The sequence below is a fragment of the Candidatus Methylomirabilota bacterium genome (assembly GCA_035315345.1).
Taxonomy (GTDB): domain Bacteria; phylum Methylomirabilota; class Methylomirabilia; order Rokubacteriales; family CSP1-6; genus CAMLFJ01.
In genome coordinates this window covers 22,646-40,535 of the sequence record DATFYA010000072.1, presented here as the reverse complement: position 1 = coordinate 40,535, position 17,890 = coordinate 22,646, and the positions used below count along the sequence as shown (strand labels likewise).

22 protein-coding genes are annotated in these 17,890 nt (G+C 70.6%); 21 read left to right on the top strand and 1 reads right to left on the bottom strand.

The features are described 5' to 3' along the window. From ureC to VKN16_08415, 21 genes are all read left to right on the top strand, one after another. A partial coding sequence (gene ureC, locus VKN16_08515) for an urease subunit alpha (protein HME94242.1) occupies positions 1-253 on the top strand: 253 nt, incomplete at its 5' end. A gap of 5 nt (positions 254-258) precedes the next feature. Further along, a complete protein-coding gene (locus VKN16_08510) occupies positions 259-696 on the top strand; it encodes a hypothetical protein (GenBank protein HME94241.1) in 438 nt (145 codons plus the stop codon). Further along, the gene (locus tag VKN16_08505) at positions 689-1,378 is read left to right on the top strand and encodes an urease accessory protein UreF (protein HME94240.1); all 690 of its coding nucleotides are present in this window, start codon (positions 689-691) and stop codon (positions 1,376-1,378) included. The genes VKN16_08510 and VKN16_08505 overlap by 8 nt, the downstream gene beginning before the upstream one ends. Next, positions 1,375-2,013 (top strand): urease accessory protein UreG, encoded by a 639-nt coding sequence (gene ureG / locus VKN16_08500; protein HME94239.1) that lies wholly within the window; start codon positions 1,375-1,377, stop codon positions 2,011-2,013. The genes VKN16_08505 and ureG overlap by 4 nt, the downstream gene beginning before the upstream one ends. Further along, entirely contained in the window at positions 1,967-2,866 is a 900-nt protein-coding gene (locus VKN16_08495) for an urease accessory protein UreD (GenBank protein ID HME94238.1), read from the top strand. Before ureG ends, VKN16_08495 begins: the two co-directional genes overlap by 47 nt. Before the next feature lie 22 nt (positions 2,867-2,888). Then, positions 2,889-3,083, top strand: coding sequence for a DUF4089 domain-containing protein (locus VKN16_08490; protein HME94237.1), 195 nt, complete (start codon positions 2,889-2,891; stop codon positions 3,081-3,083). Continuing rightward, on the top strand, positions 3,080-4,474 hold the full coding sequence (locus VKN16_08485) for an AtzE family amidohydrolase (protein HME94236.1): 1,395 nt from the start codon (positions 3,080-3,082) through the stop codon (positions 4,472-4,474). Before VKN16_08490 ends, VKN16_08485 begins: the two co-directional genes overlap by 4 nt. Further along, complete coding sequence (hpxZ, locus tag VKN16_08480) at positions 4,471-4,854, top strand: oxalurate catabolism protein HpxZ (protein ID HME94235.1); 384 nt, start codon at positions 4,471-4,473, stop codon at positions 4,852-4,854. The genes VKN16_08485 and hpxZ overlap by 4 nt, the downstream gene beginning before the upstream one ends. A 113-nt stretch (positions 4,855-4,967) precedes the next feature. Next, complete coding sequence (locus VKN16_08475) at positions 4,968-5,261, top strand: helix-turn-helix domain-containing protein (protein HME94234.1); 294 nt, start codon at positions 4,968-4,970, stop codon at positions 5,259-5,261. 69 nt (positions 5,262-5,330) lie between these two features. After that, entirely contained in the window at positions 5,331-6,338 is a 1,008-nt protein-coding gene (locus tag VKN16_08470; protein HME94233.1) for an MBL fold metallo-hydrolase, read from the top strand. Then, the gene (locus VKN16_08465; protein ID HME94232.1) at positions 6,332-7,018 is read left to right on the top strand and encodes a response regulator transcription factor; all 687 of its coding nucleotides are present in this window, start codon (positions 6,332-6,334) and stop codon (positions 7,016-7,018) included. Before VKN16_08470 ends, VKN16_08465 begins: the two co-directional genes overlap by 7 nt. Next, positions 7,018-8,838, top strand: a complete 1,821-nt coding sequence (locus VKN16_08460) for an ATP-binding protein (protein HME94231.1) — start codon at positions 7,018-7,020, stop codon at positions 8,836-8,838. The genes VKN16_08465 and VKN16_08460 overlap by 1 nt, the downstream gene beginning before the upstream one ends. A gap of 544 nt (positions 8,839-9,382) precedes the next feature. Beyond that, positions 9,383-9,973, top strand: coding sequence for an OmpA family protein (locus VKN16_08455; protein HME94230.1), 591 nt, complete (start codon positions 9,383-9,385; stop codon positions 9,971-9,973). A gap of 195 nt (positions 9,974-10,168) precedes the next feature. Continuing rightward, on the top strand, positions 10,169-11,269 hold the full coding sequence (locus VKN16_08450) for a transglutaminase domain-containing protein (GenBank protein HME94229.1): 1,101 nt from the start codon (positions 10,169-10,171) through the stop codon (positions 11,267-11,269). Positions 11,270-11,406: 137 nt separating this feature from the next. Beyond that, complete coding sequence (locus tag VKN16_08445) at positions 11,407-12,198, top strand: response regulator transcription factor (GenBank protein HME94228.1); 792 nt, start codon at positions 11,407-11,409, stop codon at positions 12,196-12,198. Between the two features lie 80 nt (positions 12,199-12,278). Continuing rightward, the gene (pstS, locus tag VKN16_08440; GenBank protein HME94227.1) at positions 12,279-13,301 is read left to right on the top strand and encodes a phosphate ABC transporter substrate-binding protein PstS; all 1,023 of its coding nucleotides are present in this window, start codon (positions 12,279-12,281) and stop codon (positions 13,299-13,301) included. 5 nt (positions 13,302-13,306) lie between these two features. Next, the gene (gene pstC, locus VKN16_08435) at positions 13,307-14,302 is read left to right on the top strand and encodes a phosphate ABC transporter permease subunit PstC (GenBank protein ID HME94226.1); all 996 of its coding nucleotides are present in this window, start codon (positions 13,307-13,309) and stop codon (positions 14,300-14,302) included. Between the two features lie 32 nt (positions 14,303-14,334). Further along, positions 14,335-15,144 carry a phosphate ABC transporter permease PstA gene (pstA, locus tag VKN16_08430; GenBank protein ID HME94225.1) on the top strand — a complete coding sequence of 270 codons (810 nt, stop codon included), beginning with the start codon at positions 14,335-14,337 and terminating at the stop codon, positions 15,142-15,144. A gap of 2 nt (positions 15,145-15,146) precedes the next feature. Next, positions 15,147-15,905: a phosphate ABC transporter ATP-binding protein PstB gene (gene pstB / locus VKN16_08425; GenBank protein HME94224.1), complete on the top strand. Its 759-nt coding sequence runs from the start codon at positions 15,147-15,149 to the stop codon at positions 15,903-15,905. 17 nt (positions 15,906-15,922) lie between these two features. Continuing rightward, complete coding sequence (phoU, locus tag VKN16_08420; protein ID HME94223.1) at positions 15,923-16,579, top strand: phosphate signaling complex protein PhoU; 657 nt, start codon at positions 15,923-15,925, stop codon at positions 16,577-16,579. 25 nt (positions 16,580-16,604) lie between these two features. After that, the gene (locus VKN16_08415) at positions 16,605-17,639 is read left to right on the top strand and encodes an LOG family protein (protein ID HME94222.1); all 1,035 of its coding nucleotides are present in this window, start codon (positions 16,605-16,607) and stop codon (positions 17,637-17,639) included. Positions 17,640-17,658: 19 nt separating this feature from the next. Here the strand turns inward: VKN16_08415 and VKN16_08410 are convergent, their stop codons facing one another. Continuing rightward, entirely contained in the window at positions 17,659-17,850 is a 192-nt protein-coding gene (locus VKN16_08410; GenBank protein HME94221.1) for a hypothetical protein, read from the bottom strand. Positions 17,851-17,890: the final 40 nt, after the last annotated feature.

The following is a 17,890-nucleotide window of genomic DNA, read 5'->3' as shown; positions in this document are numbered from 1 at the left end:
CCACTCGACGTCGGTGACGTTCCTGTCCCGCGCGGCGATGGAGGACGGGGTGGCCGCGCGGCTCGGTCTGCGCAAGACCACGGTCGCGGTGCGCGGCTGCCGCGGCCTCACGAAGGCGGCCATGGTGCACAACGCGTACTGCCCGCGGATGGAAGTGGACGCCGAGACGTACGAGGTCCGGGCGGACGGTCACCTGCTCACGTGCGAGCCGGCGCGGGTGCTGCCGATGGCCCAGCGCTACTTCCTCTTCTGATCGCCGTGCTCGTCATCACCGAGCCTCGACTCTCCGTGGACGAGGCCGGCCTCACGGGCCGGCAGCGCGACACCGTCTGCCTCGGCTGGGAGGAGCGGCGGTGGAACCGGCGGCGGCTCACCACCACCGGGCGACGGGAGGTCGCGCTCGCGCTGCCCACCGGCAGCGTGCTCGAGCCCGGGGCGATCATCGCGGTGGAGGCGGCGTGGTATCTGGTCGTCGAGTCGCGGCCGGAGGCGCTGCTGGCGATCTACCCGGAGAGCCAGGAGCAGGCCGTGCGCATCGCCTTCGACGTGGGCAACCGCCATTTCACCCTGGCGGTGGAGGACGACGCGCTGCTGGTCCCCGACGACCTGGCCATGGAGCAGCTGGTCCGCCGCCTCGGCGTCCGCTGGGAGCGGCGCCAGGCGCACTACTCGCCTCTCGGCGGCGGTGATGACTGACCGCCGGCTCCTCTCGCTGCTGCACTTCGCGGACAGCGCGTTCCCCACCGGCGGCTACGCGCACTCGTTCGGCCTCGAGCACTACTGCCAGGCCGGCCTCGTGCGTGACCGCGATGGCCTGGAGCGCTTCCTGGTGATGCAGCTGGAGGGCTCCGGCGGACCGTGCGACGCGACGGCGGTCGCGGGAGCCTTGCGCGCGGCGGGGCGGGAGGATCTCGAGGCCTGTCGGCAGCTGGACGCGGCGCTCGAGGCCATGAAGGTCGTGAAGGAGTTCCGCGAGGGCAGCCGTCAGATGGGGCGGCAGACCCTGCGGGTGGCCGTCGCGCTCACGGGCGATCGGAACCTCGCCGTCCACCTGGACGACGTCAACACGGATCGGACGTCGGGCCACCACGCGGTCGCCTTCGGCATGGTGGCGGGGACGCTCGGCTGGGACGCCGCGGCCGCGGCCGTCGCGTTCCTGTATTCCACCACCGCGCTGCTGATCGGCGCCGCGCTGCGACTGCTGCCGATGGGCCAGGTCGAGGGGCAGGGCGTGCTGTGGAGCCTGCACCCGGTGATCGAGCGCGTCGCCCAGGACGCCGCCGAGCGCGGCCCCGAGGATCTGTGGAGCTTCACGCCCGGTCTCGACATCCAGGGCATGCTCCACGAGCGCCTGGACGCGCGGCTCTTCCGCTCATGACCGAGGCCGCCCGGGCGAGCGCCCCACTGCCGAAGCCGGTCAAGATCGGGATCGGCGGCCCGGTCGGCTCGGGCAAGACCGCGCTGGTGGAGTCCCTCTCGCGCCGACTGCGCGATGAGCTCGACATGGCGGTGATCACCAACGACATCTACACGCAGGAGGACGCGGAGTTCTTGATCCGTCGGGGCGCCTTGCCGGCCGAGCGCGTCGTCGGGGTGGAGACCGGCGGCTGTCCGCACACCGCCATCCGCGAGGATGCCTCGGTCAATCTCGAGGCGGTCCACCGCCTCGAGCGCCGCTTCCCGGGGCTCGACCTGCTGCTGGTGGAGAGCGGCGGCGACAACCTGGCCGCGACGTTCAGCCCGGAGCTGGTGGACGCCACCATCTACGTCATCGACGTGGCGCAAGGTGACAAGATTCCTCGAAAGGGCGGGCCCGGCATCATGCGGTCGGATCTGCTCGTGATCAACAAGATCGATCTGGCGCCCTACGTCGGCGCGGATCTCGCGGTCATGGAGCGCGACGCCACGCGCATGCGAGGAGGCCGACCGTTTGTCTTCACCAATCTTCGGGCCGGTGAGGGCGTCGATGCCATCGTCTCCTGGATCCGGCGCGACCTGCTCTTTCAGTCCTGACGCGGCCGGGCTGGCCGGGGCGCCGCATCGCACCGGCCGCGACGGACGGCTGCGGCTGGCCTTCGAGGCGCGCGACGGACGCACCGTGCTCCGGGAGCGGCGCTTCACGCTGCCGCTGCAGGCGCTCGAGCCCATGGACCTGGGCGACGGCGGTGCCACGCTCCTGCTCCTGAACCCGACCGGCGGCCTGCTCGCCGGCGATCGGCTGCAGACGCAGATCGCGCTCGGCCCGGGCAGCGCGGTGTGCCTGTCCACGCCGTCGGCCACCCGGGTGTACCGCAGCCCCGGGCCGCCCGCGGTCCAGCACGTGGCGATCGAGATCGGCGGCGGGGCCACGCTCGAGTGGCTGCCCGATCACGTCATTCCCTCACCGGGGGCGCGGCTCCGCCAGTCCACCGAGATCGCGCTGGGCCCCGATGCCACGTTGCTCCACCTGGACGCGTGGGCCGTCGGGCGGGCGGCGCGAGGCGAGACGTGGGGGTTCGACCTGCTCGACAGCCGCCTGACCGTCCGCGACGACTCGGGACTCCTCCTCCGCGAGCGATCGGTCTTGTCGGGCAGCTTGCCGCGCGACGGCCTCGGCGGAACCGAGGGCTTCGGCTACGTCGCCACCTTCGTGGCCGTGCGGTCGGGCTCCGCGGACTGGGACGGCCTGGCGCGCACCCTCCACGAGACGGCGGGCGGGGTGGGAGCCGACCTGCGCGCCGGGGTCACCACGCTCGGCCGCGGCGGGGTCATCGCCCGCCTGCTGTGCGCCTCGGCGCCCGCGCTTCGGTCCGGGGTCGAGGCCTTGTGGACCTGCTGTCGTCGAACGCTGCTGGCCAAGGGGCCGCTTGACCTGCGAAAGCTGTGAGCGCACTCGAGGAGGAGAGACCATGACCGAAGCGCCGACGCCCGAGGACCTGGGCGCGCACGTGGACCGCGCCGCGAAGCTGATCGGCCTGCCGATTCTCCACGCGCATCGCGCCGGCGTCATCCAGGCGATGGGGGTCATCGCGGCGGCGGCAACGCTCGTGATGGACTTCCCGCTCCCGGACGATGTCGAGGCCGCCCCGGTGTTCGAGCCATGAGCGACCTGGACTACGTGGGAAGCGACGGGCTCGGCCTGGTCGCGGCCATCCGCGCCCGGCGGGTGAGCGCGCGGGCCGTCACCGAGGCCGCGCTGGCCCGCGCCGCCTCGCGCGGCGTCGCGGTGAACGCGTTCACCGCGGTGCTGGCCGACCAGGCGCGCGCCGACGCCGAGCGGGTCGACGGAGCCCTCGCGGCCGGCCGCGAGCCCGGCCCGCTGGCCGGCCTGCCGTTCGCAGCCAAGAACCTCTTCGACGTTGCCGGCGTGACCACGCTCGCCGGCTCCCGCATCAATGCGAGCCGACCTCCCGCGAGGCGTGATGCGGCGGCGGTGGCCGCACTGCGGCGGGCCGGCGCCATCCTGATCGGCGCCCTGAACATGGACGAGTACGCGTACGGCTTCACCAACGAGAACGCGCACCACGGCGCCGTGCGCAACCCGCACGATCCGGCCCGCGTGGCCGGCGGGTCCTCCGGCGGCTCGGGAGCGGCGGTGGGTGCCGGGCTCGTGCCGCTCGCGCTCGGCTCGGACACCAACGGCTCGGTGCGCGTGCCGGCGGCGCTGTGCGGGGCCTTCGGCTTCAAGCCGACCTACGGGCGCGTCTCGCGGATCGGCTGCGCGCCGCTGGCGGGCAGCCTCGATCACGTCGGCGCCCTCGGCCGCTCGGTGCGCGATGTCACCGCCGCGTTCGACGCCATGCACGGGCCCGACCCGGAGGATCCGGTCTGCGCCCGCCGTCCCGCCGAGCCCTGCCGACCCGTGCTGGGGCAGGGCATCGACGGCCTGCGCATCGCGGTGCTCGACGGCCACTTCGCCCGAGGCGGAGAGCCGGACGTCTTCGCCGCGGTGGCCGCCGCGGCCTCGGCTCTGGGCGTGTCGCGCCGGGCCACGATCCCCGAGGCCCACCGCGCCCGGGCCGCCGCCATGGTCATCACCGCGTGCGAGGGGTCGTCCAATCACCTCGACGATCTGAAAACGCGGCCGCAGGACTTCGATCCGCTCACGCGCGACCGGTTCCTCGCCGGCGCGCTGGTTCCCGGCGTGTTCTACCAGCAGGCGCAGCGGTTCCGCGCCTGGTACCGCGCGCAGGTGGCCCGGCTCTTCGGCGAGGTCGACGTGCTGCTGGCGCCGACCACGCCGTGCCCGGCGCCGCGAATCGGCCAGGACCGGATGGTGCTGGACGGCGTGGAAGTGCCGGCGCGGGCCAGCCTGGGCCTCTTCACCCAGCCACTCTCCTTCATCGGCCTGCCCGTGCTGTCGGTGCCGGTCCGGACGGGGCCGCTCCCGGTGGGCGTGCAGATCATCGGGGCGCCGTTCCGCGAGGCGCACGTCCTCCGCGTGGGAGCGCTGCTGGAGGCCAAGGGCGTGGCCGCAGCGGTGCTGGCGCCATGACGATCAACGACCCCGCGGTGGTGGCGGAGGTCACCGCCGCATTCCTGGACTACGAGCGCGCGCTGAACGACAACGACGTGCCCGCGCTGACCGCCTGGTTCTGGACGAGCCCGCTCACGATCCGCTTCGGGCTCGCCGAGAACCTCTACGGGCACGAGGCCATCAGCGCGTTCCGACGCGCTCGGCCGAGCGTGGACATCCGGCGCACCATCGCCAACACCGTGATCACCGCCTACGGGTCCGACTTCGCGACCGCCAACACCGAGTTCACCAAGCGCGACTCCGGCCGTCGCGGCCGGCAGAGCCAGACCTGGATGCGGACCGAGGACGGGTGGCGGGTGGTGAGCGCCCACGTGTCCTATTCTCCTGCCCAGGATTGAGGCTGCCTGCTCACGCGGTGGGCACGTCCGATGACCGCCCGGGCCGCGGCCCGGGCTAAGCGCCTGAATTGCCGCCCCAGGTCACGGGCACACGCCTTGCTGCGCAGGAGCGCATGAGCAGGGCAACCGGGCCGGGGCGCTTCGACGAGATGGTCACGACCGCGCTGCCGTCACTGGTGAGCGAGGCGAGGCACGCCGGCGGGCGGGTCTACCGCAGCGTCATGGCACGGATGGAGCTGCCGCTGCTGCGCCACGCGCTCGAGCTGTGCGGCGGCAACCAGCTGAAGGCCGCGAAGCTCCTCGGGATCAACCGGAACACGCTCCGCAAGCGCCTGCGGCTGCTCGGGCTCCTTCCGCCCGCCGGGACGAACGGGACGAGCGCGGGAAGCGCGGCCCACACCGCGTAGGCTGGACGGCCCCCGGGGGGCGGGGTAGACTCCGCAGCGGTGCGTTCGCGAGCCGCCGGGCTTGTCCCGTTGCTGGTCCTCGTCGCCTGCGCGGGCGCGGGCACCGGGCCCGGCTCCGGTGAGCCGGTGCATCATGTGAAAGGCGGCTTCCGGAACCTGGATCCCGATTTCGGGCGGGCGTCCGGCTGGACCCGGTGGACCTTCATCCTGCGCCGGAGCATGCAGAGCCTGACATCCCCCCGTCGCTTCGACGCACCGCGAGTCGCCAACGACGGGGCCGCGCTGCGGAGGCAGCCGCCGTCCACCACGATCACCTGGGTGGGACACGCCACCCTGCTGGTGCAGGTGGACGGGCTCAACGTGCTCACCGACCCGCAGTGGAGCGATCGGGCCGGGCCCACGTCCTGGCTCGGGCCCCGGCGGCTCGGGCCGCCCGGCCTCGCCTTCGAGGCGCTGCCCCGCATCGACGTGGTCGTGATCTCGCACGATCACTACGATCATCTCGACCTGCCGACCGTGAAGCGGCTGGCCGCCGCCCACGACCCGCTCTTCATCGTCCCGCTCGGCCTGAAGCCGTGGTTCGCGGACAATGGGATGACCCACGTCGAGGAGCTCGACTGGTGGCAGGAGCGCGAGCACGGGAGCGTACGATTCATCTGTGTGCCGGCGCAGCACTTCTCGCAGCGCTCCTTCTGGGACGCCAACCGGCGCCTCTGGGCGTCGTGGGCCATCGTGGGTCGGGGAAAGCGGCTGTACTTTGCCGGCGACACCGGATACTTCGCGGGCTTCAAGGAGGCGGGGCGACGTCTCGGACCGTTCGACGTGGCCGCCCTGCCCATCGGCGCCTACGTGCCGGCCGAGATCATGAAGTGGGTGCACGTGACTCCGGAGGAGTCGGTGCAGGCCTTCGTGGACCTGGGCGCGCGGACGATGGTGGCGATGCACTGGGGCACGTTCGATCTCGCGGACGAGCCGCTCGACGAGCCGCCCGTCCGCATGATCGCGGAGATCCAGCGGCGCAACATCGAGGCCTCGCGCGCCTGGATCCTCAAGGTCGGAGAAAGCCGAGCCTGGTGAGGGTGCTCATCATCGAGGACGAGCCGGATATCCGGGACCTGCTCGCCTTCCACCTCGAGCGCGAGGGCTACACGGTCACGAAGGCCGGCAACGGGGCGGAAGGCCTGCGGCTGGCGCGCGCGGCGCCGCCCGATCTGATCCTGCTGGATCTCATGCTCCCGGAGATGGACGGTTTCGAGGTGTGCCGGCGACTGCGCCAGGACCCGGCGACCCAGGGGGTGCCGCTGGTGATGCTCACCGCGCGTGGTGACGAGGTGGACCGCGTGCTGGGCCTCGAGCTGGGCGCCGACGACTACGTGGTCAAGCCGTTCTCGCCGCGCGAGGTGGTGGCCCGCGTCCGCGCGGTGCTGCGTCGCAGCCGCCCCGCCGCCGGCACCACGCCGGTGACCGTCGGTCCCCTGCAGATCGACGCGGCCGCGCACACCGTCTCCGTCGACGGCGTACCGGTCAATCTGGCTCGGCGCGAGTTCGACCTGCTCCGGGCGCTGGTCGAGGCCCGGGGGCGCGTGCTCTCGCGCGAGTTCCTGCTCGAGCACGTGTGGGGCTATACCGCGGCCGGCGAGATCGAGTCGCGCACGGTGGACGTCCACGTGCGCCGCCTGCGCCAGAAGCTCGGACCGGCCGGACCGCGGATCGGCACGGTCACCGGGGTCGGATACCGCCTGGAGCGTGACGACTGATGGCGATGCTCCTGCGGACGATCCGGCGCAGCATCGCGCTGAAGCTGACGCTGACTCTGATCGGCTTCGTGGCCATCTCCGGCGCGGTGGCCGGCCTGTACCTGAGCCGCGCGCTCCAGGCCTTCGCGGTGGAGTCGCTCGAGACCAGGCTCGGGGCGGTGGCCGCGGTGGCCCACGAGGAGGCCGCCGCCGCGCTGCGGAGCGGGACGCCGGCCTCGATGCAGGAGCTCGTGGGACGGATCGCTCGCTCGACCGGCGCCCGGGTGACCCTCATCGCCCCCGACGGACGGGTGCTGGGCGAGTCGGCGCGCGGGCTCGGCGATCTGGCCGCGATGGACAACCACGCCGACCGCCCCGAGGTGCGCGCCGCGCTCGCGGGACGGCAGGGTCGCGACCTGCGGCACAGCACGACCATCGCCGCTCCGCTGCTCTACGTGGCGGTGCCAGTTCGCGTGGACGGACGCCTCGTGGGGGCGCTGCGCCTGGCCCTCCCGGTCTCGGCGGTGACCGCCTCGTACGCCACGCTGCACCAGGTGATGCTGGCGGGTGGTGCGGTGACCCTGCTGGTGGCGCTCGGCATCGGAGTCTTCGTGGCCGGGCGGGTCACCCGGCCGGTGGTGGAGATGCAGTCGATCGCCCGCCAGATGAGCGAGGGCAGCTTCCTCGTGCGCGCCCCTACCGGGTCCACCGACGAGATCGGCATGCTCGGCCGCTCGCTCAACGTGATGGCCGGCCGCCTGCGCGAGAAGATCGGCGACCTCGGGCAGGAGCAGGCCAAGGTCACCGCGATCCTCGACGCGATGGTCGAGGGGGTGGTCGCGGTGGACGGGCAGGAGCATGTCCTGCTGATGAACGAGCAGGCGCGCGCGATGTTCGCGCTGGGCAGCGCCCGCGGGGAGGGCAAGCCGTTCCTCGAGGTGATCCGCAACGCCGACCTCCACGAGATCTTCCGGGCGGTGCACGCGGGCGGGGAGGCGGCGCTGCAACGGGAGATCGAGCTCACCAGCCCGCCGCGGATCCTCGGCGTCAACGCGGTCAGGCTGGCCGCGAGCGGCGACCGCTCCGCCGCGGGGCCCGGCGTGGTGCTGGTGCTCCACGACGTCACCGCGCTCCGGCAGCTCGAGCGGGTGCGCACCGAGTTCGTGGCCAACGTCAGCCACGAGCTGCGGACGCCGCTCACCGCGATCCAGGGCTACCTGGAGACCCTCCTGTCGGGGGCGCTCGAGGAGCGGGAGAACGCGCGCCGTTTCCTCGAGATCGCGCTCCGCCACAGCGAGCGGCTCGGGCGCCTGCTCAACGACCTCACCGATCTCTCCAACATCGAGCTGGGCAAGGTGGCCCTGCGGCGGGAGCCGGTGCGGGTCGACGAGGTGGTCGCCTCGGTGGTCGGCATCATCGCCCCGCGCGCCGCGCGCGCGAAGGTGGACGTGACCTCCCACGTCCCGCCGGATCTTCCCCAGGTCCCGGCGGACCGCGACCGGCTGGCCCAGATCCTGATCAATCTGGTGGACAACGCGGTCAAGTACACGCCCGAGGGCGGCTCCGTGACGGTGACTGCGCGTCGCGTGGCGGAGAGCACGATCGAGACGGCGGTCACCGACACCGGCATCGGCATCCCGCCCGCCGATCTGCCGCGCATCACCGAACGCTTCTATCGCGTCGACCGAGCCCGTTCGCGGGAGCTGGGCGGCACCGGGCTCGGCCTGGCCATCGTCAAGCACCTGGTGATGGCCCACGGCGGCCAGCTCGGCATCGAGAGCGAGCAGGAGCGCGGCACCAGCGTCCGCTTCACCCTGCCCATCGAGCCCCCCGCGGTCTGATCCGGCGGTTGTCCGACAAGTACGCGACAGATCGAGTCTGCCCGCGTTTCCTGAGGCATTTGACAAATCCAGGGTCATGGAAGATTACTTCCGATAGGCGTTCCATTTTCACTTGGGCACCAGCCCAGAACAGGAGGCGACCTATGGCGCTCGCGCGGTTCCGCACCTTTTCCCAGTGACCGGATGATCCTTTGCGAGACGTGACGGATATCCAGGGGCAGATGAATCGGCTCCTCGACAGCTGTTGGGGCCGGCCCAGCCCCCTGGCCGGGCTGGCGCGGGCGTGGGCTCCGGCCGTGGACATGTACGAGAGCAAGGATGAGCTGGTCATTGCGGCCGAGCTGCCCGGACTGATCCATCCGGGGAGCGCAGCAGCGGCCGCATGAGGTGATGCATGACAGCGACTACCGAGCCGAGCGCTGGTGGGGCACGTTCGAGCCTCGTCTAAGGGGGCGGAGAGTCCCGGCGGGCAGGGGCCCAGCCAACTCCGCTCCCGCCGGCTCGTTTCTTCAAAACGTCAACGACCAATCTGGAGGCACCTGCGATGAGACGCCGAAGCGCAACGGTACGCTTCCCGGTGCTGGCAACGCTCGCACTGACCGTGCTGTTCCTGGCCGGCTGTGCAGGCCCGCTCAGAGACCCCCACATCGTCGGCCCGGCCGGACCTGCCGGCCCGGCCGGGCCTGCCGGCCCTCCTGGCCCGCCAGGACCACCCGGGCCGGCAGGTCCTTCGGGACCCGGTGGACCGCCCGGTGTCGCCGGCGCGCCTGGGCCAGCCGGCGCACCGCAAGCGTGGACGTCGTTCAGCGACATCCTGTTCGACTTCGACAAGAGCAACGTCCGCTCGACGGAGACGCCCAAGGTCGACAAGCTGGTGCAGTACATGAGGGACAACCCCAATATCGAGATCGGGCTCGATGGCTACACGGACCCGCGGGGCAATAGCTCCTATAACCGGAAGCTCAGCCAGCGTCGCGTGGACGCGGTGAAGGCCGCGCTGGTGGGCGCAGGCGTCCCGTCGTCGCGGATTCGCACGGGTGCCTTCGGCGAGACGCGGCCGAAATGCACCGAGTCCAACGAGACATGCTGGCAGCAAGACCGGCGGGTCGAAGTGCTCGTGCGTCCCGGAGGTTGACGCCGGCAGTGACAAGGGGGTGGCATCGTGTCGCCCCCTTGTCATCCCGCTCGCGGGGCATAGGCCGACCCTATCCAAAAATCGCACGCGCATCGGCAGGATGGATTGGACCTTTTGAGACGGCCCTGTACCATGTCGCCCGCGCCGGCCGAGTCCGGCGATCTTGCTGGGCATGAGGGACTAGGGAGGCCGTTCATGAGACGACGTGCGTTTCTGAAGACCGGAATGGGTGTGGCCGCGACCGCCGCGGTCGGGGGCCTCGCGCGGCCGTGGCGTTCGGCCGGCGCCGCTCAAGCCGGGGAGGCCAGGTGGCGCACGTTCGAGGTCGTGACGCGCGCCGAGGTCACCAATCCCACCGGCCCGACGCGCGTGTGGATCCCGCTGCCGGTGCAGCCGGACACCGACTACCTGAAGAGCCTCGGGCAGAGCTGGAGCGGCAACGCCGCCGCCACCCGCATCATCCGCGACGAGAAATACGGCGCGGCCATCTTGTACGCCGAGTGGCCGGCCGCCGAGAAGGCGCCCGCGGTGGAGGTGACGACGCGCTTTGCGACGCGCGACCGGATCGTGGACGTGACGAAGGCCGGCGGCAATCCGACGCCGGAGGACCGCTCCACGCTGAACAGGTATCGGGAGTCCACGAAGCTGATCCGCACCGACGGCATCGTGAAGAAGACCGCCCAGCAGATCACCAAGGGCGTCGACGGCGACGTGGAGAAGGCCCGTGCGATCTACGAGTGGATCGTGGAGAACACGTTCCGTGACCCGAAGGTGCGGGGCTGCGGCGTCGGCGACATCCGCGCGATGCTCGAGACCGGGAATCTGGGCGGCAAGTGCGCCGACCTCAATGCGCTCTTCGTGGGGCTGGCCCGCGCGGCCGGCCTGCCCGCCCGTGACGTGTACGGTATCCGGGTCGCCGACTCCGCCGAGTTCAAGTGCCTGGGCAAGAGCGGCGACATCACCCGGGCGCAGCACTGCCGGGCCGAGTTCTATGCTGCGAGCCTGGGGTGGGTGCCGGTCGACCCGGCCGACGTGCGGAAGGTCGTGCTGGAGGAGCGGGGCGGCATCCCACTCGACGATCCGACCACCCGGAAGGCACGGGCCAAGCTGTTCGGCCAGTGGGAGATGAACTGGCTCGCCTACAACTACGCCCACGACGTGAAGCTGGCCGGCTCGAAGGACGACCCGATCGCCTTCCTGATGTACCCGGAGGCCGAGACCGCGGAGCGGCGGAAGGACAGCCTCGACCCCGACACCTTCAAGTACAAGATCACCTCGCGCGAGCTGGGCGCCTGATCCCAGCCCCCGCTCGCTAAAATCTCTCCGACGGCCCCCGCCGCCGCGCGGGGGCGTCGCGCTGTCCGCCTCCGGCGTTTACCGATGATTTACCCCCGCGTCATCAATCCGTAACCGCACGCGGGCAGACTGCGCCCATGACGACCGCGACACGGCAGCGCGCGGGGGTCGATCCGATGGTGGCAAACCGGCGGGGCATGCCGGAGCAGCAGCCGGGCGCGAGCGGCAATCGGCCCGGCAAGGTGCTGGTGGTGGAGGACGAGGCCGATGTGGCCGAGATGCTCCGCCACAACCTCGGGAAGGAAGGCTACGACGTCCGGCTCGCCGCCAACGGCATGGACGCCCTCCGCCAGGTCAAGGACGTCCGGCCCGACGTGATCCTGCTCGACATCATGGTGCCCCAGCTCAACGGCTGGGAGACCTGCCGCCGCCTCAAGCAGGACCGGGAGACGCAGGCCATCCCCGTGATCATGGTGACCGGCCGAGTCGAGGAAGGCGACAAGGTGCTCGGCTTCGAGATGGGCGCCGACGACTACGTGACCAAGCCGTTCTCGCCGCGCGAGCTGGTGGCGCGAGTGCGGGCGGTGTCGCGTCGAGGCCGGACTGGGGAGGACTCGGCGGGCCAGCCGCTGCGGGCAGGCGACCTCGAGATCGATCGGCAGCGCTTCGAGGTCAAGATGAAGGGCCGGCTCGTGGAGCTCACCCGCAAGGAGTTCGATCTACTCGCGGCGCTCGTCCGCACCCCCGGCCGCGTGTTCGGCCGCGAGGAGCTGCTCGACCTGGTCTGGGGCCAGGATGGATTCGTCGAGCCCCGCACGGTCGACGTGCACGTGGCCCGGCTGCGGGCGAAGTTCATCGCCGCGCGAGCGCCCGGGCCCGGGATCGAGACGGTGCGCGGAGTCGGCTACCGGTTCCGCGAGCCGGCGTGAGTGGCCGTTCGATGCTCCGCGCCAACCCAAAGGAACAAGACAAGGAGATCGTGATGAAGAGATGGCACGTCCTCGCGTGGATGCTGGTGATCGCCGTCGCGTGGCTGCCGCTCCCGGCCGGTGCCCAGATGCTCATAAACGGGGCGGGCGCCACGTTCCCCTATCCGATCTACTCGAAGTGGTTCGAGGCGTACATCCAGGTGGATCCGGAAGTGCGCTTCAACTATCAGTCGATCGGCAGCGGCGGCGGCATCCGGCAGATCTCGGAGCGCACCGTGGACTTCGGCGCCTCCGACGGTCCCATGACTGATGACCAGCTCAAGAAGGCACCGGGCGAGCTCTTCCACATCCCCACCGTGCTCGGAGCGGTGGTGGCCACCTACAACCTGCCGGGCAACCCGCAGCTCTCCTTCACGGGTGACGTGCTGGCGGACATCTTCCTCGGAAAGATCACCAAGTGGAATGACGCGCGGATCAAGGCGCTCAATCCGTCGACCAGCCTGCCCGACCAGCCCATCGTGGTGGTCCACCGCTCGGACGGCAGCGGCACGACGTACATCTGGGTGGACTATCTCTGCAAGATCAGCCCGGAGTGGGAGCAGAACGTTGGCCGCGGCACGTCGGTGAAGTGGCCGGTTGGACTGGGCGGCAAGGGCAATGAAGGGGTCGCCGGCCAGGTGAAGAACGCGCCCGGGTCGCTGGGGTACGTGGAGCTGGCTTACGCGATCACCAACAAGCTGCCCGCCGCGAAGGTCCGGAACCAGGCGGGCAAGTTCATCGAGCCGACGATCGAGAGCACGACCGCGGCAGCGGCGGGGGCGGCGAGCAGCATGCCGGCCGATTTCCGGGTGTCCCTGACGAACGCGGCGGGGGCCGAGGCCTATCCGATCGCCAGCTTCACGTGGCTGCTCGTGTACAAGGACCAGACCAACGAGGCCAAGGGCCAGAACCTCGTGAAGTTCCTGTGGTGGGCCATCCACGATGGCCAGAAGCATCCCGCGGCGCTGCTGTACGCTCCGCTGCCGGCCCCGGTGGTGAAGGAGATCGAGGCCAAGATCAAGCAGATCACCTTCTCGGGCCGGCCGCTGCTGGCGGCGCACTAGGCTCGATGGCGGGCGAGTCGACCGCCGGGACGGGGACGGCCGATCGGCTGTCCCTGCCTCCGCGCGCCATCGGCGGTAGCCGGGCCGGTCGGGGCGACCGCGTGTACACCGCGGTCCTCCTCTCATCGGTGTCGCTCGTGCTGCTGCTGGCGGCGGGGCTCGTCGTCGCGCTGGTCCGGGAATCGTGGGACGCGATCCGGACCTTCGGGTTCCGCTTCCTGGTGACGTCGCACTGGGATCCCGTGGCGGGCGAGTTCGGGGCCCTCCCGTTCGTCTACGGGACGCTCCTCTCCTCACTGCTGGCGCTCCTGATCGCGGTCCCGCTCTCGCTCGGGGCGGCCATCTTCCTGGCCGAGCTGGCTCCATCGTGGATCCGTCCGCCCATCGCGTTCCTCATCGAGATGCTCGCGGCGGTCCCGAGCGTCGTGTACGGCCTATGGGGCATCTTCGTGCTGGTGCCGTGGCTACGCGACTGGGTCCAGCCGGCGCTGGGGCGGACACTGGGCTTCCTGCCGCTGTTCCAGGGCCCCCCTTACGGCATCGGCATGCTCGCGGCGGGCATCATCCTGTCCATCATGATCATGCCCTTCATCACATCGGTGAGTCGCGAGGTCCTGCTCGCGGTGCCGGGCTCGCAGCGTGAGGCGGCGCGAGGCCTGGGTGCAACCCGGTGGGAGACGACCCGCATCGCCGTCCTGCGCTACGGACGGTCGGGGCTCATCGGTGCCTTCCTGCTGGGCCTCGGAAGGGCGCTCGGGGAGACGATGGCGGTCACCATGGTGATCGGCAACCGGCCCGAGATCGCCGCCTCCTTGTTCGCGCCCGGCTACACGATGGCCAGCGTGCTCGCCAACGAGTTCACCGAGGCGACGTCCGACCTCTACGTGTCGGCGCTCGTCGAGATCGGTCTCCTGCTCCTCCTGGTTACCGTCGTCGTAAACGGGTTCGCCAAGCTCCTGGTCTGGAGCGTGGGCGGCCCGGTGCGGGGCACGCGGGAGTGAGTCCCCGGGTCCGGCGGCTCGTCAATTCCGCCATGAGCGGGCTCACGTTCGCGGCGGCCGTACTCGCCATCTGTCCGCTCCTGCTGATCTTCGGATTCCTCCTGTACCAGGGCGCGTCGGCGCTGAACTGGGACTTCTTCGTTCACCTCCCGAAACCGGTCGGGGAGGCCGGCGGCGGCGTGGCCAACGCGATCGTGGGCAGCCTGATCGTGATCGGTCTGGCCGTCGCGCTCGGGCTGCCCGTGGGAATCCTGGGTGGCGTCTACCTGGCGGAGTCGCGCGACCGCCGGCTGCCGTGGCTGCTGCGGTTCGTCGCCGACGTGATGAACGGGGTCCCGTCCATCGTGTTCGGGATCTTCGCCTACACCGTGGTGGTGCTGCCGATGCGGCGCTTCTCGGCCCTGGCCGGGGGCCTGGCGCTGGGCCTGATCCTGATCCCGATCGTGCTTCGGACCACCGAGGAGATGGTGCGGCTGGTCCCCAACGCGCTGCGGGAGGCCGGGCTCGGCCTGGGCCTGCCCCAGTGGAAGGTGAGCCTGCGGATCGTCATCCCGGCGGCCCGCGCAGGCATCATCACCGGGATCGTGGTCGCGGTGGCGCGAATCGCCGGGGAGACCGCTCCGCTGCTGTTCACCGCGCTCGGCAATCGCTTCTGGCACCAGGGGCTGGATCAGCCGATCGCCGCGCTTCCGCTGCAGATCTACGCCTACGCCATCGCCCCCTACGACGACTGGCACCGCCAGGCCTGGGCGGGGGCCCTGGTGCTGATCACGCTGGTATTCCTGGCGAGCCTCGCGGCCCGAGTGGCGACGCGGGACCGGGCCATCGCGCGGCTCCGGTGAGCATGGGAGACGGTCTCTACGTCAAGGGCCTCCGGGCCTGGTTCGGTGACAGCCTGATACTGAAGGGGGTCGATCTCACGGTCGCACCCAACGCGGTGACGGCCATCATCGGACCGTCCGGCTGCGGGAAGTCCACGTTCATCCGCTGCGTCAACCGCATGCACGAGACGGTTCCGGGGGCGCGGGTGTCCGGGCAGGTGCTGCTCAACAGCGAGGATCTCTACGCACCGGGCGTGGACCCGGTGCAGGTGCGGCGGCGGATCGGCATGGTATTCCAGAAGCCCAATCCGTTCCCGACCATGTCGGTCTTCGACAACGTGGCGGCCGGGCTGCGACTCGGGAGCATCCGGCGGAAGGCGCACCTCCACGAGCCGGTGGAGCGGGCGCTCCGCCACGCGGCGCTCTGGGACGAGGTGAAGGACGAGCTCGACAAATCGGGCGTGAGCCTGTCGGGTGGCCAGCAGCAGCGCCTCTGCATCGCGCGGGCCCTCGCGGTGGATCCGCAGATCCTCCTGATGGACGAGCCGTGCTCGGCCCTCGACCCGATCGCCACCGCCAAGATCGAGGAGCTGATCCACGATCTCAAGAAGGAGCTGACGATCGTCATCGTCACCCACAACATGCAGCAGGCGGCACGAATGTCGGAGTGGACCGGCTTCTTCCTGTTGGGGGAGCTGGTGGAGTTCGGGGTGACGAAGGACATGTTCACGACCCCCGGTGACAAGCGGACCGAGGACTACATCACCGGCCGCTTCGGATAGGCGAGGAGGGACTTCCGGTGCAACGACATTTCCACGAGGAACTCGAGGGCGTCAAGCACACGCTGCTCGCCATGGGAGGTCTCGTCGAGGACCAGATCCGTCGGGCCATGAAGGCGCTCCTGGAGCGCGACGACGCGCTCGCCCAGGAGGTCATCGACCGCGATCGGCAGGTGAACACCTACGACGTCGAGATCGACGAGCAGTGCGTGAGCCTGCTCGCGCTGCATCAGCCCGCGGCGGGCGACCTGCGCTTCATCACCACCGCCATGAAGATCGTCACCGACCTGGAGCGCATCGGCGACCAGGCGGTGAACATCGCCCAGCGCGTCCTCGAGCTGAACCGCGAGCCCCGGCTCAAGCCGTACATCGATCTCCCGCGCATGGCGGAGCGGGCCCAGCGCATGGTCAAGGAGAGCCTCGACGCCTTCGTGGCCCGGGACACCGCGCTGGCCCGGCGGGTGTGCGGGGAGGACGCGGAGGTGGACGCGCTCAAGGAGCAGATCTTCCGCGAGCTGCTGACCTTCATGATGGAGGATCCGCGGACGATTCCGCGCGCGATCCGGGTCATCCTGATCTCCCGCTTCCTGGAGCGGGTCGCCGACCACGCCACCAACATCGCCGAGATGGTAGTGTACCTGGTCGAGGGCAAGATGATCCGGCACACGCTGGCCTGAAACGACCGGGATGTATACTGGCTCTGTGAGTGCTGATCGCAGGTATCAACTGCAGTCCGAGGAAGCCAACCGCCGTCTGGACGCCCTCCTGGAGCACCTCCGGGTCCCCGAAGCCGCCTGGCCGTTCTACGCCGAGATGCTCACCACCGCGCTCAAGATGTACGAGGACGGCGCGGGCGTCGCGGATCTCAAGATCGCCAACGCCGCGTTCAAGGAGATCCGCTACGGGTTCAAGGTGTTCGCGCCGTGGCGCAACGTCCCGAAGGTCACCATGTTCGGCTCGGCGCGCACGCCGCGATCGAGCCCGATCTCCGAGCAGGCCTTCGCCTTCAGCAAGCGCATCACCGGGGCGGGCTGGATGGTGATGACCGGGGCGGGCGCGGGCGTGATGGGCTCGGCCCAGGAGGGAGCCGGGGCGGAGCGGTCGTTCGGCCTCAACATCCGGCTGCCTTTCGAGCAGGAGGCCAACCCCTGGATCGCCGACGATCCCAAGCTGATCTCGTTCAAGTACTTCTTCACCCGCAAGCTGTTCCTGGTGCGCGAGGCCCACGCGATGGTCTTCCTGCCCGGCGGCTTCGGCACCGCGGACGAGGCCTTCGAGGCCCTGACCCTCGTGCAGACCGGCAAGTCGCCGGTGCTCCCGCTGGTCATGCTGGACGAACCCGGCGGGACCTACTGGAAGCGCTTCGACGAGTTCGTCCGGCGCGAGATGGTCGGACGGGGACTGGTCTCCGCGAACGATCCGGGCCTCTATCGCATCACCGACGACGTGGAGCAGGCCGCGACCGAGGTGGAGAGCTTCTATCGCCTCTGCCACTCGCAGCGGTACGTGCGGGACTCGCTCGTGCTGCGGATCCGCCACGCGCTGGCCGAGACCGTGCTGGCCGACGTCAACCTGCAGTTCCGGGACATCCTCACCGCGCCGGCCACCCAGGCGCCCGGGCCGGTGCCGGGCGAGGGCGACGAGCTACCCGACCTTCCGCGGCTGGTGTTGCCGTTCAACCGCTCGGACTACGCCCGCCTGCGCAGCCTGCTGGACTTCGTGAACGCGGCCGGCTGAGCCCGGCCCGCGCCGACTGCTAGCTCTCCGCCTCGTCCCGCTCCTCGGTGTGCTGACAGTTCGTGCACACCCAGGTGCGCAGCAGGGTGATCCGCTTCGGATCGCGCCTCAACGTCCAGGGCATGAGCTTGCGGGCGCCACAGACCGGGCACGTCTCGGTGGCCTGACCCGGCTGGACCTCGTGGGGGAGCCAGGGGATCTTGGGTTTCATGCGCGCGATTATACGTGATCGAGTCGGGAGCGGGGTGGCT

Bases quoted from the DNA above. Each gene is read 5' to 3' on its own strand.
- VKN16_08505 (HME94240.1), top strand. From the start codon at position 689: ATGACTGACCGCCGGCTCCTCTCGCTGCTGCACTTCGCGGACAGCGCG.
- ureG (HME94239.1), top strand. From the start codon at position 1,375: ATGACCGAGGCCGCCCGGGCGAGCGCCCCACTGCCGAAGCCGGTCAAG.
- VKN16_08495 (HME94238.1), top strand. From the start codon at position 1,967: ATGCCATCGTCTCCTGGATCCGGCGCGACCTGCTCTTTCAGTCCTGAC.
- VKN16_08490 (HME94237.1), top strand. From the start codon at position 2,889: ATGACCGAAGCGCCGACGCCCGAGGACCTGGGCGCGCACGTGGACCGC.
- VKN16_08485 (HME94236.1), top strand. From the start codon at position 3,080: ATGAGCGACCTGGACTACGTGGGAAGCGACGGGCTCGGCCTGGTCGCG.
- hpxZ (HME94235.1), top strand. From the start codon at position 4,471: ATGACGATCAACGACCCCGCGGTGGTGGCGGAGGTCACCGCCGCATTC.
- VKN16_08475 (HME94234.1), top strand. From the start codon at position 4,968: ATGAGCAGGGCAACCGGGCCGGGGCGCTTCGACGAGATGGTCACGACC.
- VKN16_08460 (HME94231.1), top strand. From the start codon at position 7,018: ATGGCGATGCTCCTGCGGACGATCCGGCGCAGCATCGCGCTGAAGCTG.
- VKN16_08455 (HME94230.1), top strand. From the start codon at position 9,383: ATGAGACGCCGAAGCGCAACGGTACGCTTCCCGGTGCTGGCAACGCTC.
- VKN16_08450 (HME94229.1), top strand. From the start codon at position 10,169: ATGAGACGACGTGCGTTTCTGAAGACCGGAATGGGTGTGGCCGCGACC.
- VKN16_08445 (HME94228.1), top strand. From the start codon at position 11,407: ATGACGACCGCGACACGGCAGCGCGCGGGGGTCGATCCGATGGTGGCA.
- pstS (HME94227.1), top strand. From the start codon at position 12,279: ATGCTGGTGATCGCCGTCGCGTGGCTGCCGCTCCCGGCCGGTGCCCAG.
- pstC (HME94226.1), top strand. From the start codon at position 13,307: ATGGCGGGCGAGTCGACCGCCGGGACGGGGACGGCCGATCGGCTGTCC.
- pstA (HME94225.1), top strand. From the start codon at position 14,335: ATGAGCGGGCTCACGTTCGCGGCGGCCGTACTCGCCATCTGTCCGCTC.
- pstB (HME94224.1), top strand. From the start codon at position 15,147: ATGGGAGACGGTCTCTACGTCAAGGGCCTCCGGGCCTGGTTCGGTGAC.
- VKN16_08410 (HME94221.1), bottom strand. From the start codon at position 17,850: ATGAAACCCAAGATCCCCTGGCTCCCCCACGAGGTCCAGCCGGGTCAG.